The organism is Methylococcus mesophilus, from assembly GCF_026247885.1.
Taxonomy (GTDB): domain Bacteria; phylum Pseudomonadota; class Gammaproteobacteria; order Methylococcales; family Methylococcaceae; genus Methylococcus; species Methylococcus mesophilus.
In genome coordinates this window covers 2,444,292-2,459,326 of sequence record NZ_CP110921.1, presented here as the reverse complement: position 1 = coordinate 2,459,326, position 15,035 = coordinate 2,444,292, and the positions used below count along the sequence as shown (strand labels likewise).

Annotated in this window: 14 protein-coding genes; 4 read left to right on the top strand and 10 right to left on the bottom strand. The window is 61.9% G+C overall.

What is annotated here, in order from left to right; translation table 11 throughout:
• Nucleotide 1: 1 nt before the first annotated feature.
• Nucleotides 2-772, bottom strand: a complete 771-nt coding sequence (locus OOT43_RS11595) for an ABC transporter ATP-binding protein (RefSeq protein WP_266020741.1) — start codon at nucleotides 770-772, stop codon at nucleotides 2-4.
• Nucleotides 769-1,896, bottom strand: a complete 1,128-nt coding sequence (locus OOT43_RS11590; RefSeq protein ID WP_266020740.1) for an MlaE family ABC transporter permease — start codon at nucleotides 1,894-1,896, stop codon at nucleotides 769-771. The genes OOT43_RS11595 and OOT43_RS11590 overlap by 4 nt, the downstream gene beginning before the upstream one ends.
• Nucleotides 1,897-1,996: 100 nt before the next feature.
• Between OOT43_RS11590 and OOT43_RS11585 the strand changes: the two genes are divergently transcribed.
• Nucleotides 1,997-2,152 (top strand): hypothetical protein, encoded by a 156-nt coding sequence (locus OOT43_RS11585; protein ID WP_266020739.1) that lies wholly within the window; start codon nucleotides 1,997-1,999, stop codon nucleotides 2,150-2,152.
• A 90-nt stretch (nucleotides 2,153-2,242) separates the two neighbouring features.
• On the opposite strand, the gene OOT43_RS11580 is transcribed toward OOT43_RS11585, so the two are convergent.
• The gene (locus tag OOT43_RS11580) at nucleotides 2,243-3,079 is read right to left on the bottom strand and encodes an MOSC domain-containing protein (protein ID WP_266020738.1); all 837 of its coding nucleotides are present in this window, start codon (nucleotides 3,077-3,079) and stop codon (nucleotides 2,243-2,245) included.
• Nucleotides 3,080-3,276: 197 nt separating this feature from the next.
• Between OOT43_RS11580 and OOT43_RS11575 the strand changes: the two genes are divergently transcribed.
• Nucleotides 3,277-3,648 (top strand): VOC family protein, encoded by a 372-nt coding sequence (locus OOT43_RS11575; RefSeq protein ID WP_266020737.1) that lies wholly within the window; start codon nucleotides 3,277-3,279, stop codon nucleotides 3,646-3,648.
• Between the two features lie 202 nt (nucleotides 3,649-3,850).
• Here the strand turns inward: OOT43_RS11575 and OOT43_RS11570 are convergent, their stop codons facing one another.
• From OOT43_RS11570 to OOT43_RS11560, 3 genes are read right to left on the bottom strand one after another with little or no spacing between them, the layout of a single operon-like run.
• Nucleotides 3,851-5,416, bottom strand: coding sequence for an efflux transporter outer membrane subunit (locus OOT43_RS11570; RefSeq protein WP_266020736.1), 1,566 nt, complete (start codon nucleotides 5,414-5,416; stop codon nucleotides 3,851-3,853).
• Nucleotides 5,417-5,445: 29 nt separating this feature from the next.
• Nucleotides 5,446-6,672, bottom strand: coding sequence for an efflux RND transporter periplasmic adaptor subunit (locus OOT43_RS11565; RefSeq protein ID WP_266020735.1), 1,227 nt, complete (start codon nucleotides 6,670-6,672; stop codon nucleotides 5,446-5,448).
• Complete coding sequence (locus tag OOT43_RS11560; protein WP_266020733.1) at nucleotides 6,672-9,899, bottom strand: efflux RND transporter permease subunit; 3,228 nt, start codon at nucleotides 9,897-9,899, stop codon at nucleotides 6,672-6,674. Before OOT43_RS11560 ends, OOT43_RS11565 begins: the two co-directional genes overlap by 1 nt.
• A gap of 1,139 nt (nucleotides 9,900-11,038) precedes the next feature.
• Here OOT43_RS11560 and OOT43_RS11555 point away from each other — a divergent pair.
• Complete coding sequence (locus tag OOT43_RS11555) at nucleotides 11,039-11,503, top strand: hypothetical protein (RefSeq protein WP_266020732.1); 465 nt, start codon at nucleotides 11,039-11,041, stop codon at nucleotides 11,501-11,503.
• Nucleotides 11,504-11,563: 60 nt separating this feature from the next.
• Here the strand turns inward: OOT43_RS11555 and OOT43_RS11550 are convergent, their stop codons facing one another.
• Both OOT43_RS11550 and OOT43_RS11545 read right to left on the bottom strand, forming a co-directional pair.
• Nucleotides 11,564-12,163, bottom strand: coding sequence for a hypothetical protein (locus tag OOT43_RS11550; RefSeq protein ID WP_266020731.1), 600 nt, complete (start codon nucleotides 12,161-12,163; stop codon nucleotides 11,564-11,566).
• Nucleotides 12,160-12,924 (bottom strand): elongation factor-1 alpha, encoded by a 765-nt coding sequence (locus OOT43_RS11545; RefSeq protein WP_266020730.1) that lies wholly within the window; start codon nucleotides 12,922-12,924, stop codon nucleotides 12,160-12,162. The genes OOT43_RS11550 and OOT43_RS11545 overlap by 4 nt, the downstream gene beginning before the upstream one ends.
• A gap of 232 nt (nucleotides 12,925-13,156) precedes the next feature.
• Here OOT43_RS11545 and OOT43_RS11540 point away from each other — a divergent pair, with 232 nt between their 5' ends.
• The gene (locus OOT43_RS11540; protein ID WP_266020729.1) at nucleotides 13,157-13,417 is read left to right on the top strand and encodes a hypothetical protein; all 261 of its coding nucleotides are present in this window, start codon (nucleotides 13,157-13,159) and stop codon (nucleotides 13,415-13,417) included.
• Between the two features lie 6 nt (nucleotides 13,418-13,423).
• Here OOT43_RS11540 and OOT43_RS11535 read toward each other — a convergent pair whose 3' ends face one another.
• On the bottom strand, nucleotides 13,424-13,618 hold the full coding sequence (locus tag OOT43_RS11535) for a YbdD/YjiX family protein (protein WP_266020728.1): 195 nt from the start codon (nucleotides 13,616-13,618) through the stop codon (nucleotides 13,424-13,426).
• Nucleotides 13,615-15,018, bottom strand: coding sequence for an FAD-binding oxidoreductase (locus OOT43_RS11530; RefSeq protein WP_266020727.1), 1,404 nt, complete (start codon nucleotides 15,016-15,018; stop codon nucleotides 13,615-13,617). The genes OOT43_RS11535 and OOT43_RS11530 overlap by 4 nt, the downstream gene beginning before the upstream one ends.
• Nucleotides 15,019-15,035 lie beyond the last annotated feature (17 nt).

Sequence of the window (15,035 nt, the reverse complement as noted above, 5' to 3'; positions counted from 1 at the left end):
TTCAGTCGGACCTTCCCAGGATTCTCTGGGCGCGTTTGCCGTGGAAGAAGTCGCGGGCGAAAGCATGCGTGCAGGCGATCGCATCGTCCAGTGTGCCGTAGGATACCAGTTGCTGCCCGGCGAGCACGGCCACGCGGGTGCACAGGTCGCTGAGGGTATCGAGGTCGTGGGTCACCATGACCACGGTGAAGCCCAGCTCCCGGTGCAGCTGCCCCAGCAGGCTGACGAACTCCTCGCCCAGGACCGGATCGAGGCCGGAGGTGGGCTCGTCCAGGAAGACCACTTCGGGCTCCATGATCAGGGCCCGGGCCAGGGCGGCGCGCTTGACCATCCCGCCGGACAGTTCGGCCGGCATCAGCAGGGCGTCGGCCGCCCCCAGGCCGACCATGGCGAGCTTCATGCAGACCAGATGGGCGATGAGTTCCTCGTCCAGCGCCTTGAGTTCGCGCAGCGGGAAGGCAATGTTGTCGAACACGCTCAGCGCGCTGAACAGGGCGCCACCCTGGAACAGCACGCCGCAGCGGTTGCGGAGCTGCTGCTTGCGGCGGGCGTCGGCTTCCGCCAGCGGCTCGCCGAGCAGCCAGACCTGCCCCTGGGTGGGGGTCTGCAGGCCGATCATTTCGCGCATCAAGACGGTCTTCCCGCAGCCGGAGGCGCCGACCAGCCCCAGGATCTGTCCGCGCGCCAGGCTGAGGCTGACGTCGCGGTGCACGAGGTTCTCGCCGAAGCGGGTCCACACATGCTCCATGTGTATGACTTCGTCGTCCGTCATCGTATGCCCACACCTCGGAACAGGATGGCGAACACGGCGTCGATCAGGATCACCAGGGTGATGGAAACCACAACCGAATTCGTGGTCTCGTTGCCGAGGCTCTCGGTATTGGGCTCGATGCGCAGTCCGTAATGGCAGGCGATCAGCGCGACGAACAGGCCGAACACGGCGGCCTTGCCCAGGCCGATGGCGAAATTGGCGACGGGGACTGCGGCGGGCAGTTTCTGGAAGAACTGGTGATAGCCGATTTCCAGCTCGAGGTGGGCCGAGACCGCGCCGCCCGCCAGGGCGACCACGTCGGTCCACACCACCAGCAGCGGCAAGGCCACCACCAGGGCGATGACCTTGGGCAGGATCAGCCGCAGCGACTGCGAAATTCCCATGGCCGCGAGGGCGTCCAGTTCCTGGGTCACGCGCATCACGCCGATCCGTGCGGTCATCGACGAGCCGGAGCGGCCCGCCACCAGGATGGCGGCCAGGAGGGGGCCGAGTTCGCGGATGATGCTCATGCCGAGAATGTTGACGATGTACACCTGCGCGCCGAAGGTTCGCAGTTGCAGCGATGACAGGTAGCTGACCACCACGCCGATCAGGAAACCCACCAGGGCCGTGATGCCGAGGGCGCGGCCGCCGGTTTCGTGGATCGTGGACGAAATCTCCCGCCAGGGAATTTCACCCGGATGGCGGGCGAGATGAAGCAGGTCCAGGATCAACTGGCCGAGCAGGGCGATGACCGCCAGCAGGTGGTCACCGAGGCTGGCCAGCGCGGCGATGATCCGTCGGCGCATCGGCACGGGAGGTCGCTGGCCGTCCCGCATCGACGGAATCCCGCCGGCCTGCCAGCGGCGGAATGCGGATTGCTGCTCGGGGCGCAGCAGCACCCGCTCGGGCAGCCGCTCGCCCCATGCCTGCCACAGGACGAAGGCGCCGGCGCTGTCGAGCAGGGCCACCTCGCGCAGGTCCCATTCCAGGCCGCGCTCCCGCGCCGCATTCCGCAGCCGCTCCCGCAGGTCCGGCGCGCCCGCCATCAGGCCCCGCAGATTCCAATTGCCGCGGACGGCAACCGTGCCGCGCGCCACGGCGAATTCGGGCGGGGCAAGCATTTGGGGCGCGGAGTCGGTCATATTTACTGCCGGGGACGGAACGGGCCGGGACGCTTTTTCGGTCGCCGAAATTGGACGATCATGCACCGCATCGCTCAACAGGACAGCCGAGACTCAAATCATGAACGCATCCCGCTGGAATTGCATCTTCGTACTGCTGCTGCTGACCCTCCTGGGTGTGGGGCCGATGCCCATCACCAGCATCGTGGGCATCTATGTCGTGATCGCCCGTCCGCGCTGGTTCCGGGAACTGGTGCGGCGGATTTATGACGAGTGAGGCCGAGGGGGAATCCTGCCGGCCCGGTGAGTCGGGACCGGCGGACCGGCCGGCGAATTCCTCGCGTTCCCCGGCCGCCAGCCTACAGGCTTACAGCACGCGGATCGAATCGCCCCGGCGTATCGTTCCGCCGGCCAGGACCTTGGCGTAGACGCCCACGCTGGGCAGCGCCCTGCCCGCGAAAGGCACATGCACGCTGTTGCGCGCGATGCCGTGCTTGAAAATGCCGGGGTCCTTGGGCAGGTCGCCCTGCGCCAGGGTCGTCATGACGCAGCGCGGGCAGGGATCGGTGATCTGCAGCCTGACGCTCTCGCCGATCTGCAGCGTCTTGCCGACCCAATCGTTTTCGACGAAACCCTTGGCGCCCGCCGTGTCGATCACGATGTTCGGCCGGAACCGCCGTACCTCGAACCGCCCCTGCGGATAGGCGGCGCGAAGCTCGTCCAGGGTCGAGGTGGTCAAAAGGTGCACCGTGGCATAGTCGAAGAAACTGCCGGCTGGCGCGTCCCCGGCCACCGCTTCGGCGGTCACTTCGTTGTTCTGTCCCGCGTGCTCGGGCCAGTATTGCTCGAGTTGAGCGCTCTCGGGCGCGACTTGCTTCAGCGCCACTTTGCGCGACAAAGTTCTGGAAAGCTCATCGTTTGCCGACGCATCGTCGCTGCGCACGACGCGCCCGTCTGGCAGGCCGATCCATACCGGCGGCAAATTCCCCTGTTCCGGCGGTTCGGCATAGGCTGCGTGGAAAGCGAAAAAATCCGGCCATTTCTGCGGATTCTTGGCGCTCACCACCTTGCCGCTCTCTTCGTCGACCAGCGCGAAAGCGCGGTCTCCCACCAGTCCGTGTTCGGTAAGAACCGCCGCGTTGAGTTCCTCGCCCATCATGGACTTCACCGGGTAGCGCCAAGCAGTGGCAACGGTAGCATTCATGTTCCTTTCTCCTGAACAGTGTCGTAAGAATTCTTGTACTGGTCACGCAAAACGCCATCATGGGATGCACCATGTGGGCGCAAGATTCTAACCGAAAGCGGTAGAAATCGACCGTGGACCGAGGCTTCGACCGGCGCGATTGCCGCGTATCCAAACCAGCCCTTATCATCGTCCGCTCGCCATTGGAGGAAAAAACCATGATCGGCTACATCACCCTGGGGACCAACGATATCGACCGCGCTGCGAAATTTTACGATGCGCTGCTCGCCGAATTCGGCGCCACGCGCGTCATGGAGTCCGAACGCTACATAGCTTGGGGCACCGCCCCCGGCGTGACGGCGTTAAGCGTCATAGAACCCTACGACGGTCAGCCGGCGACGGTCGGAAACGGCGTCATGGTGGCGTTGCATGCGGAGAACCCGGAGAAGGTCCAGGCTGTTTACAACAAGGCGGTGGAGCTGGGCGCCACCGACGAGGGTGCCCCCGGTCCACGCGGTGAAGGCGGTTTTTACGGGGGATATTTCCGCGATTTGGACGGCAACAAGCTCAACGCGTTTTGCTTGGGCTGATACCGATTCATAGGTGAGCCGTTCGGAATACGTACGGTGCATGAATAGGTTGCCGGATCATATCGATCCGGCGCCTGGAGGCAACGTTGGATTTGTCGGGGCAGGGAAGCCCAGGGCGGTTCCCTGCGTCGACGGAGGCTCGATCGGCCAGTCAGTTCTGGCGTATGAGCAATTAAGATAAACCAGCTTGAATCCCTACCGCTTATTGCGGAACAAGCGGCTTGGTCAGATCGTTATTCAGACTGTTGTTGTCCGCCGGCACATCGATACCCCCGGCAGGAACAGGTTTTCCGGCATTGCCATACTCTTCGAAAACGCCGAAGGGCTGAATCTGATCGTCGGCGGGCAATTGTTTGCGGTTCCAGCCGCCGCCGAGCGCGCGTACGAGTTCAACCGTGTTTTTCAGCCGTTCGGTCTTGAGCACCACGGCGTCGATCCGCGCCGTCAGCGTGTTGATCTGCGCGTAAATGAGATCGAGGCTGGTGATCAGGCCGCCCAGATAAAGCTCCATGGTCAGATTCTGCGTCTGCAGCGCGGCCTTGACGGCTTCGTCCTGCCGGTTGGCCGCCAGGCTCAGCCGATTGGTCAGGCTCAAACCGTTTTCGACTTCGCGAAAGGCGTTGAGCACGGTCGAACGGTATTTGTCCTCGGTTTCGCGATAGGCCGACCAGGACTGCTGCAATTGGGCGCGGCGCAGGCCGCCCTGAAACAGCGGCATGGATACGGAGGCGCCGTACGACCAGTAGCTGTTGGCCAGCGTGATCAGGTTCATGCTGCTATTTTCATAGCCGCCGCCAGCCTTGAACACCACATTCGGGAAAAAAGCCGCGCGAGCGATGCCGATCATGCGGTTCGCCTGCGCCATCTGGCGCTCCATCTGGGCGATGTCGGGCCGGCGCTCGAGCAGGGAGGCCGGAATAGCCTGCGGAACCGTAAAGCTCGGCGATGGCAGCTCGTCGACCGGCGCGATGCTGAAAGCGGCCGGTATCCTGTTGACGAGGATGGCGATCGCATGTTCGGCCACCTGCCGTTTGCCCTGAATATCGAGCTCTTTCGCCTCGGTACTGTGCAGCAGGTATTCGGCACGGGCGACGTCGAGTTGCGGCACGATGGCGCCTTTGAACTGGGCATCGACGATATCCAGCGACTTTTTATAGTAGGCGATGGACTGGGTATAGACCGAATCCTGGGCGTCGTAGCCGCGCAGCGTGAAATAGTTCGCCGCGATTTCCGCCTGCAGGCTAAGGCGCGCGAGCCCGTATTCGGCGGCACGCTGCTCTGCCTGATAAATCTCCGCACGCACCCGGTTACGGATCGCCGACCAGAAGTCGGGCTCCCAGGTTGCGAGTCCCCCGCTGGAGTAGTCCGACTGTTCTATCGGCGCGTTAGGCGCGCGAAACAGCGTATTGACGGACTGCCGATTGTCCGAAGCGCCGAATTCCACGCCGAGCTGCGGGATCAGGCGCGAGCGCACTTTCATCATCATATCGCGCGCCTGAACGAAGCGCTCGGCGGCGGCCTGCAGATCGGGATTGGCCGCCATGGCCTGTTCTTCGAGCCGGTTCAAGATCGGATCGTTGAAGAGCTTCCACCAGTCCGGGCGCAGCTCGCCATCAGACGGCTTTGCTTCGACAAAGGGGCTGGATCCATGCCAGGTGTCTGGGACGACGAATTGGGCGGGCTCATAGGCAGGCGCCAGATCGACCGCCGGCCCGTCGACGCAGGCCGGCAAATTGAGCATCAGCAGTAGCAGGCCGCTACGCCGCATGTCCGGTTTCGTCCGCAAGCGCTTATCCATTATTCGGCGGGAGTGGAGACTGTTGAAGCGGCTTCCTTGGCGGCAGGAGGTGCTTCCTGGCTGGAAAGGTCATATCCCGGCGCAGGCGTGACGACACGCACCTCGTCGCCTTCGAGCAAGGCGGCGCTGGGGTTGTTCACGATACGCTCTTCGCGGGAAACGCCTTCGGTAAATTCGACCGTTCCGTCGAGAATTTTGCTCACCTGGATCGGCTTGAAGTGAATGCGATCGTCATCCGACACCACGGCGACTTGGGTGTTGGCTTCCTGAAATACCAGGGCGCTGGCGGGAATGCTCAGAATATGGGTATCAACCGGCACGGTGAGACTGACCGTGGCGTACGAGCCCGGCCATAATGCGCCATCTTCATTGTCGATCGTGAATTCGGCAATGATGGTGCGGGTATTCGGGTCGATGCCATTGGCGGCGGTCAGGAAGTTGGCGGTGAAATGGCGGTTGGTAAGTTGCGGCACGGTAGCATCCGCGGTAAGGCCGGGTTTAAGTATTTCCGCAAAGGTACTCGGCACGGAAATGAAGAGGCGCATCTTATGCATATCGGCCACGGAAAACAGATTGCTGACCGTATTGCCGTTGGCGCTGCTGATATATCCGTCCTTATTGATATAGTCGCCGACGTTGATATTACGTTGCGTCACCACGCCGTCATAGGGTGCGACGATGGTTTTGAAGCGCATCTTCGCCAGAAAATTATTGACGTTGTTCTCTGCCGCCTTGACCAGCGCCGCTTCGGATCGCTCATTGGCTTCCTGTACCGAAATCGACTGCTCCGACACCGCATGCGATTCGCGCAGGGCCAGCCAGCGCTTCAGGGATACCAGGGCGAGATTGTATTTGGCGCGCTGCGAGTCCAGATCCGCCTTGGCCTGCGAAAATTCTGCATCGAGCGTCGGCTGGCTGATTTCTGCGAGCACCTCTCCCTGCTTCACGCGCGCGCCGTAATCCTTGTACCACATCTTCACATAGCCAGGGATTTGGGCATAGATCGGCGCCTGATACCAGGCGTCGATATTGCCGGGAAGCGAAATGGTTGCGGTCGGCGCAATCGGTCGGGCATGGGTCACGGCAACGGTCGGCACGGCCTCCCTGAGCGTCTCCTCGCGCAGGGCATCGGCGTCGCGCTTGCGCTCATAGGCCTGATAGCCGACATATACGATGCAAAGCAGGATCGCTAGGGCAACGCGCGGTTCGCGCAAAATCTTGAGCATCAGCTTTTCTCCTTTCGGCTGGCGGTTCGCTTGCTGTAAATCATGGCGTAAACGCAGGGTACGAACAGCAGCGTTGCAAAGGTGGCGAGCATCAATCCGCCCATGACGGCTCGGCCCAGAGGCGCGTTCTGGGAGTTGCTCAGCGACATCGGCAGCATGCCGATGACCATGGCCGAGGCGGTCATCAGCACCGGCCGGATGCGCGCGTGGCCCGACTCGACGGCAGCCTTCAGCGCATCGCCATGCACTTCCAGTCGCTCGCGGGCGTAGGAAACGACCAGGATCGAATTGGCGGTCGCCGTACCCATCGACATGATGGCGCCCGTCAGCGCCGGCACCGAAATATTGGTGTGCGTGATGAACAGCGACCAGGCGATGCCCGCCAAGGCGCCGGGCAGGGCGGTAATGATGATGAAGGGATCGAGCCAGGACTGGAAGTTGATGACGAGCAGCAAGTAGATCAGCACGATCGCGGCGATGAGACCACCCAGCAGTTCAACGTACGCACTGGCCATGGTTTCGGCCTGTCCCTTGATGTCGACCTCGGTGCCGCGGGGCAACTCGTTCTCCATGCTTTTGACGACTCTCTCGACATCGGCCAGCACGCCACCGAGGTCGCGCCCCTCGGCCGACACATAGATATCGAACACCGGCATGATGTCCATATGCGTGACCACGCCCGGCGTGCCGGTCACGGAAAGCGAGGCGACGTTTCCGAGCAATTGCATGTCCTTTCCCGTCGGGTCCATGTCGCCCTTGTCGACCGGAATGGTCAAGAGATCATTGATGCTCGCGAGCTGCGGCTGCGGCAGATAGACATTGACCTGATAGGACAGGCCGGTTTTGTGATCGAGCCAAAACACCTGGTCGACCTGCTGGCTGCCGGACGTCGACATCAGCAGATTGTCGGTGATGTCTTTCAAAGTCAGGTCGATGCCCAGCCCAAGGCTGCGATTGCCGTTCACGTTCAGCGTCGGTGTGCGCATGGTCTGTTGTATCGTCACGTCGCTGCTGCCGCTGACTTTGCGCAACTCGCTCGCCAGCTTGCGCGCGTACTCGTAGTTGGCCTCCATCTCCGTGCCGTTGACGCGGACATCGATCGGCGAGGGCGAACCGAAGTTGAGAATCTTCGCGGTCAGATCGGCCGGCTGGAAAGTGAATTCGGTTCCGGGATAGCGTTCCCGCAAACCCTTGCGGAGTGTGCGCCGGAAGTCCCATACCGGCGACGCCTCATTCTTCAGGCTGATGGTCAGATCGCAATCCTGCGAGCCGATGGTCGGGGTGGGAATGAAGGCCAGGTTATGCGGACCGACCGGCAGGCCGCAATTGCTGACGACGCCTTCGACCTGGCCGGGCAGCAGCTTCGCGATGTCGTTCGAAACCAGGGTGGCGACGCGTCCGGCCACCTCGATGCGCGTGCCGAGCGGCGCCCGCAGGTGCATCTGTATGGTTCCCGACTTGATCTCGGGAAAGAAGTCGCGTCCATTGAAGTAATAAAGGACGAGAGATCCAACCGCGAACGCCAGGAAAATTCCAATGAAGGCGCCGCGATGGGCTATCGCCTGTTCGAGCAGCGCCTTGTAGTTTTCGCGGAAATGATCGAAACCGCGCTCGAAGCCCTTCTGGAAGCGCCCCAGGAAGCCCGGCGGTTTCGCTGCGTGATGAGCGGAATCCGGCGTCGCGCCGTGGACGCTGCCGCCGCCGGCCAATGCCAGTTCTGGCTGCCCATGCGGCGCGTTGTGGTCTACCAGAACGTATTTCGCCATGGTCGGCACCAGGGTGCGCGACAGGATGAAGGAGGCGAGCATGGCGAAAATCACCGCCTCGGCCATCGGTGCGAACAGATAGCCTGACACGCCGCTCAGCTCGAACAACGGGAACCAGACGGTGACGATGCAAAGGGTGGCCACCAGGGTCGGGACGACGATCTGATTGGCGGCGTCGACGATGGCGTTTTCGAGCGGCTTGCCCATTTCCAGATGGGTGTCGATGTTCTCGATCATCACGGTCGCGTCGTCGACCAGGATGCCGACCGCCAGCGCCAATCCGCCCAGGGTCATGATATTGATCGACTCATCCATCAGGTGCAGACAGATGATCGAGGTCAGGATGGCAAGCGGGATGGAGGTGGCGATGATGACCGTCGGCCGCCACGAACCGAGAAACAGCAGCACGACCAGACCGGTGAGCAGGGCGGCGGTTCCCATTTCATGCAGAACGTCCTTGATCGAATCCTTCACGAAGATCGAGGCGTCGTTCAGCAGTTTGATTTGCACACCCTCGGGCACGATCTGCTCGATGCGCGGAATCATTTTCTTGATCCCGTCGACCACTTCCAGGGTCGACGCATTGCCGCTCTTCATCACGACGACCATCACCGCCTGCTTGCCCTCGACCAGTACCGCGTTGATTTGCGGCGGTCCGGCGATCTGCACGTCGGCGACGTCGCGCAGATAGATCGTGGAGTTGGTCGCATCGACCCGCTTGATCGGAATGTTGTTGAAATCCTCGACCTGCATTGGCGTGGCGTTGGTCTGCACCATCCAGTCGGTCTGCTTGATCTTCATGTCGCCCGCAGGCAGCACGATGCTCTGATCGCCGAAGGCGTTGTGGACGTCGGTGGCGGTGACGTTGTGGGCGAGCAGCTTCTGCTTGTCGAGCGAGACCAGCAACTGCTGGGGCTTGCCCCCGTAGGGCTGCGGCAGGATCGCTCCCGGTATCGTCACCAGCAGTGTCCGGATGCGTGCGTAGGCGAGATTGTAGAGTTCCGACGGCGACAGCGTATCGGAAGTTACCTGCAGCATGGCCACCGGCACCGAAGACGCTTCCAGGCGCATGATCAGCGGCGGCGAAATATCCGGCGGCAACTGTTTGACCACCGTCTGCGAAATCGCGGTGATCTCCGCTTCGGCGCCGGCGAGATTGGTATCGGGCTGAAGGTAGATATTGATGATACTGATGCCGTAGTAGGAATTGCTTTCGATGCGCGCAATACCTTCCACCGTCGAGGTCAAAGCGCGTTCGTAATAATACGTGATGCGCCCGGACACATCCTGCGGCAGCAGTCCGGCGTAGGCCCAGACCACGGAGACGACGGGGATCTTGATGGGCGGAAAGACGTCGGTCGCCGATTTGAGTACCGACATGATCCCGAACAATACGATCAGGATTGAGAGAACGACAAAGGTATAAGGCCTGCGCAGGGCGATGAGGACAATCTGGTTCATGCGAGCAACCTGCTGAAAGCAATTTGTTTTTTTGTCATTTAGGCGCGGTCTTCAAAAAGGGCGTCGTCCAGTTACTAAAAAATATTGTAACTACTCAATGATGACCCCGTTGCTTTCAGTCGGGCGATTAATGGGGGTGGGTTACTCACTGCGTCAGTGATTAACCTGATATCTCGTTGCCGGATAGTGTCGTGTATGGATAGGGGCTGAGCTGAGTGACGTCGGCGCGATAACAACGGATGTGCCGCGTGGGAGCGAGGCAATGGCCAGCATGCCGACATCGGCGAAAGTTTATGTTCATGAGTGATTCTTGCAGCCAGAGGGTCCGGAGTCCGTGTCGTGTCCTGGTATCGCCTGAACCGGCAAGCGCAACGCGCGTATCGCAGGGACGGACGCCGCCTGTGGATGTGCCGAAAGCCGCAGAACGAGGCCGGCGTATCGTGCCACAACGTCGACCGATGTGCCAAGGAGGTTTGCGCATGCATAGGCTGCCGGGACAAGAGGGATGTGAGTTTTCTGTGTCGCTAGGATTTCTGGCAATGAACGAATCGGTCGCCGGGCCAGCGGATACCGGGCCTGCTGCCTGCATCGGACATCGCATTAGCCATTTGCCGGAAACAATGCACTGCCTGATCGGAGGGTAATAAAGGGGGGCGAAGCGGCTCCCGAACTGGGCAATGCGGGGGATAATTGCGCCTTGCGGCAGAGCGGCATGAAACGGACCAACCAGGTAAGCTAATTGATTCGCTTGATCGACAAAGGCGTCTCGACCCAAGTCATGCTGAACGACGGCAGCATGATCTTGCACTTTTGTCCGTACGACATCATCGCACGAGGGAGCGTGCAGGCGGGGGGGCGTGGTAGTACGGGGCATCGTTTGTATCGATCCCCACTCGCTGCAGGATCGCGTTATTCCGCTCTGCGATTTCGGCGGGGTGTTCGGCGAGCGATCGGTCTTCGCGCCCGATCCGGAATTTCTCCGGCGTAACCCCGTGCCCAGGGGGTGGACGAGGAGTCACGTTTTGGCGCCGGCCGCCACAGCGGACACACCCCGAACGGGTCAAGTCAGTAACCATTTCAGACGCACCTATCAGTCCTGCTCCAGGCGGGGCACTACTTCAACCTTATCGAGAAGCCATATGGCCGTATTAACGAAAAGCATCGCTGCCATCGAACTGGCGGACGCCAAGACGTCCGGACTTGCCAATCTGGGGGTTCCGGTTGACGAAACCACGCGGGTAAAAAAAGGGAAGTTGCCGGAATTTTTGCAAACCCTGGATACCGGCCCGATTGCCCGGCGTTATCAGAATATTCGCGTCACTGCGATCAAAACCACCGAAGCGGGTCGCTTGTTCTCCAAAATCGTCATCCAGTTCGAGGCGTTTGGTGACGATTGGAGCAGCGTCGGGGACAACACCGGGGTCGATTACGCGCTTTACCGCGGGGATAAGGTTTTGCACGCTATTCATCAGGGCCGGATTTTCCTGCCGTATTGCCGTAGCTGGTATGAAAACCAATACGAGCACACGATTCCCAACGAAGTATTCGACGAGATTACACGCTTCGAATTGATCGCCAATGCGGATGAGATGCAGCCCGGCTAGCCGCCGGTTCCAGCGCCACCGGTTTCCGGTGGCGCTGGACAGCGGGATCGATCACCCCGGCTAGAGTTTTTTCCTTTCGATGGCTTCGGCCAGTTGATCGGCGGCTGCGCCGATTGCAGCTGCGCGCCGGTGCATCAAAGCAAGCATCTCGTTCAGCAAGACCCTGGGGTCGTCCTCCACGACCTTTTCGCCCACCAGCCAGCAGGCAAGTGTGGCTTCGTCCCGGCCCAGGGCTCGAGCGGTGTCCCGTTGCCAGTCGCTGCCGAATAGAAAACGCGCGGCGTTGCGGAACAGATCCCGCTCCGGTGCGCCGGGGTCGAAAATGGGCTGGGACGGCGCACCGGACAGGGTCTCTTCCTTTTCCGCCGGCAGCGTCTCGCGAGCCGGGGCGAGCGGTGCGCCGAACTCCTCATGCGTGGCCTCGGCCAAGCGCGAGATTTCGGGAAGAACCGACCGTATCAGTTCGGCGCCGGACAGCGGCACCCACCAGTGGCGTTTCTCGGGCACCCATCTGACCTTCGGTACCCAGCGCAGCATCCGGTGCAGCGCTTCGCTATAGCCTGCTCTGATGACGATGCCGTCATCGGCGAGCCGTACCCACGGATTGGGCGGGAAAGGATTGGCCGCCAGGGCAGCACGGGCGCTGTCTTCTGCGGTCACGGCTGCTCGCCGTCCGCCGGCTGCTCGGAAGTCCAATACGTCAGCCACTGCTTGCGCGGCAGCCACATCTGCGCCAGCGCGGTGACGATCATCGCCGTCGAGGCCAAGCTGTAGCCGATGCCGCCGATCATCGTCAGCCAGGCGAAGATCGAGAAGAACTTGGTCAGCCACCACGAAAGAACGTCGATGATGAGGAAGGCGAAGGGCGTGGCGATGAGGATCAGCTTCCATTTTCGGGGGAATTCGGCCAAGCCGAAGATCCAGCCGACGAACATGAAGATGAAGGCGATGCCGAATAAATGGATGTGGGAGACGCGGGTCAGTGAAGTGATCGAGGCGCCGTGGTCGATCTCGGCGACTTTCTGCACGTTCTCCGGCTTGGTGAAGTCCGGCAGGCCCGATTCCGCGTTGTGGCAACTCACGCAGTATTGGTCCAGCCGAGGCTTGATCTTGGACGACCATTCGGTCATCGGCGCGCCGTCTTCCGCCCATTCGATCAGCTCGAACCGCACCTCGTCCGGTGCCATGGGTTCCATCTGGCCTTTGAGCATGGTTTCCAGCTTGGAGCCGGTGCGGTTGCCGTAATAGCTATAGATGATGTCGTTGATGGAAAGGCCCGGTTTGCCGTCTGCCTTGCCGTGGGTCAGCATGATCTGCTCCCCGGCCATCAGCAGACCGATGCCGATGACCAGCAGGAAGCCGGTGAAAAGGATCTTGTAGGCCTCGGGAAGGCGTTCGAGCGTGGTGTGTTGATGGATCATCGTTATTGTCCTGAATGACGATAAGAAACTGCGCCCATTAGATATGCGGACCATGCGCCCGCGCAACCGGCCACCGACGGCATGATACGAAATGCACCGTTACCCTTTCGCGACCGGCGTTGGGTTTGCAGCGCCATACTGGCAGTATTCTGCGATAAGCTGCTATGTTGTCTCCGGCCCGGCTCCGCTTCAAGGCAATGCCGGTAGGTTGACTGGATGAGGAGAACGCACCATGAACCTGAAAGACGAGATGGAAAAATTTCGCGACGGATTGATGCAGCAGCGCGACGAGATCGTCGTGCAACTGGATCTGGCGCGCATGAACGTCCGCGACGAGTGGGAAAAGGCAGAGGAACAGCTGGAGGAGCTGAAGGCCAGGGTGGCCGGGGCGGCGGACGAGGCCAAGGACGCCTCGGAAGACGTCTGGGCGGGCGTTCAGGTGCTCGGCGACGAAGTCAAGAAGGCTTACGAGCGTATCAAGAGCAAGCTCTGAGCCGGTTCAGCAGCAGCGCCGGACGCTGCTCCAGCGGCGCTGCAGCTCTGCCCGATAAAATGCTTTGCGGCTCAGCGGCACGCCTTCGTCCGCGTGATGTTCGCGCCAGTGTTCCAGATAGCGCTCGTAGGCGTCGTCCCCAGTGACGGTGCGGATGATGCGCCACAAGGCCGCGAGCCTGTCGCCCAGCTTCGTCGTCATGCCGGAGGCGGTGCCTCTTCCGCCGGAAAGGATTTGCCGGGATTGAGGATGCCGTACGGATCGAACTGGCGCTTGATGGCATGCATCAGCGCCAGCGAGGTCCGGTCCAGTTCCTTGCCGACGTAGTCCCGCTTCTCGATGCCGACGCCGTGCTCGCCCGACAGGGTACCGCGCAGTTCGAGCACCAGCGCGAACATCTCGTGCAAACAGGCATGGGCGCGCTCGTTCTCGTCCGCCCGGTCCGGGTCGAACAGCAGATTGACGTGGATGTTGCCGTTGCCGGCATGGCCGAAGTTGACGATGGGAATGGCGTGCTTTTTCGATAGTTCGTCGAGGCCGGCGATCAGGGCTGGCAGTTCGGTCACCGGCACCACCACGTCCTCGTTGAGCTTCTTCGGCGCGACCTTGCGCAGCGAGGGTGACAGCGCTTTGCGGATGCTCCACAGGGCATCGACCTCGGCGGCGGTGCGGGCTGCGCGGAACTCCACCAGCCCGTCCAGGGAGGCCGCTTCGCGCAGGGATTCGACGGCGGCGTCCAGGCTCTCGGGCGAGCCGTCCACTTCGATCATCAGCAGGGCGGCGGCATCTTCCGGCAAATCGACGGCGGCGTAGCGCCGCACCAGGGCGATGGCGTTGCCGTCGATGAACTCCAAGGCGCAGGGAATCACCGGCTGCGCCATGATCCGGGCGATGGCGCGGGCGGCGGAAGCCACGTCCGCATAGATGGCCCGCAGGGTGCGCTTGGCCGAGGGCAATGGGGTGAGTTTGAGGGTGGCTTCGGTGATGATGGCCAGCGTGCCCTCGGAGCCGATGATGAGCCGGGTCAGGTCGTAGCCCACCACGCCCTTGGTGGTGTAGACCCCGCAGCGCAGCTCCTCGCCGGCGCCGGTCACGGCCCGGAGCCCCAGGGTGTTTTCCCGCGGCGTGCCGTATTTCACGGCGCGTGGGCCGGCGGAGTTGTAGGCGAGATTGCCGCCGACGCTGCAAAACTCGGCGCTGGTGGGATCGGGCGGCCAGAAGAAGCCGTGCGGCTTCACCGCGTCCTGCAGCGCCTGGTTGGTGACGCCGGGCTCGACCACGGCGAAGCGGTTGTCGGGCGAGATCTCGATGATCCGGGTCATGCGTTCCAGCGAGGCGACCACGCCGCCTGCGATGGGCACGGTGGCGCCGGTGGTGCCGGTACCGCGGCCACGGGCGGTGAGCGGGACGCGGTGGCGGTTGCATAGTCTGACCAGGGCCACGACATCCTCATGCGACCGGGGAAACACCACGGCATCGGGCAGCGCCTGGCGCTTGCTGTTGTCATAGCCGTAGGCCCAGCACTGGGCCGGATCGGTATGACGGCTGCCGGCCGGGAAGATCCGTTCCAGCTCGCGGAGGAATCCTTCGGGCACGGTCATCGTCCAGTTCCCTTCCG

Excerpts from the sequence above, each read along its gene's own strand:
- OOT43_RS11535 (WP_266020728.1), bottom strand. The coding sequence starts at position 13,618 with ATGACGACGAAGCTGGGCGACAGGCTCGCGGCCTTGTGGCGCATCATC.
- OOT43_RS11595 (WP_266020741.1), bottom strand. The coding sequence starts at position 772 with ATGACGGACGACGAAGTCATACACATGGAGCATGTGTGGACCCGCTTC.
- OOT43_RS11590 (WP_266020740.1), bottom strand. The coding sequence starts at position 1,896 with ATGACCGACTCCGCGCCCCAAATGCTTGCCCCGCCCGAATTCGCCGTG.
- OOT43_RS11580 (WP_266020738.1), bottom strand. The coding sequence starts at position 3,079 with ATGAATGCTACCGTTGCCACTGCTTGGCGCTACCCGGTGAAGTCCATG.
- OOT43_RS11545 (WP_266020730.1), bottom strand. The coding sequence starts at position 12,924 with ATGATCCATCAACACACCACGCTCGAACGCCTTCCCGAGGCCTACAAG.
- OOT43_RS11575 (WP_266020737.1), top strand. The coding sequence starts at position 3,277 with ATGATCGGCTACATCACCCTGGGGACCAACGATATCGACCGCGCTGCG.
- OOT43_RS11565 (WP_266020735.1), bottom strand. The coding sequence starts at position 6,672 with ATGCTCAAGATTTTGCGCGAACCGCGCGTTGCCCTAGCGATCCTGCTT.
- OOT43_RS11585 (WP_266020739.1), top strand. The coding sequence starts at position 1,997 with ATGAACGCATCCCGCTGGAATTGCATCTTCGTACTGCTGCTGCTGACC.
- OOT43_RS11560 (WP_266020733.1), bottom strand. The coding sequence starts at position 9,899 with ATGAACCAGATTGTCCTCATCGCCCTGCGCAGGCCTTATACCTTTGTC.
- OOT43_RS11570 (WP_266020736.1), bottom strand. The coding sequence starts at position 5,416 with ATGCGGCGTAGCGGCCTGCTACTGCTGATGCTCAATTTGCCGGCCTGC.
- OOT43_RS11530 (WP_266020727.1), bottom strand. The coding sequence starts at position 15,018 with ATGACCGTGCCCGAAGGATTCCTCCGCGAGCTGGAACGGATCTTCCCG.
- OOT43_RS11555 (WP_266020732.1), top strand. The coding sequence starts at position 11,039 with ATGGCCGTATTAACGAAAAGCATCGCTGCCATCGAACTGGCGGACGCC.
- OOT43_RS11540 (WP_266020729.1), top strand. The coding sequence starts at position 13,157 with ATGAACCTGAAAGACGAGATGGAAAAATTTCGCGACGGATTGATGCAG.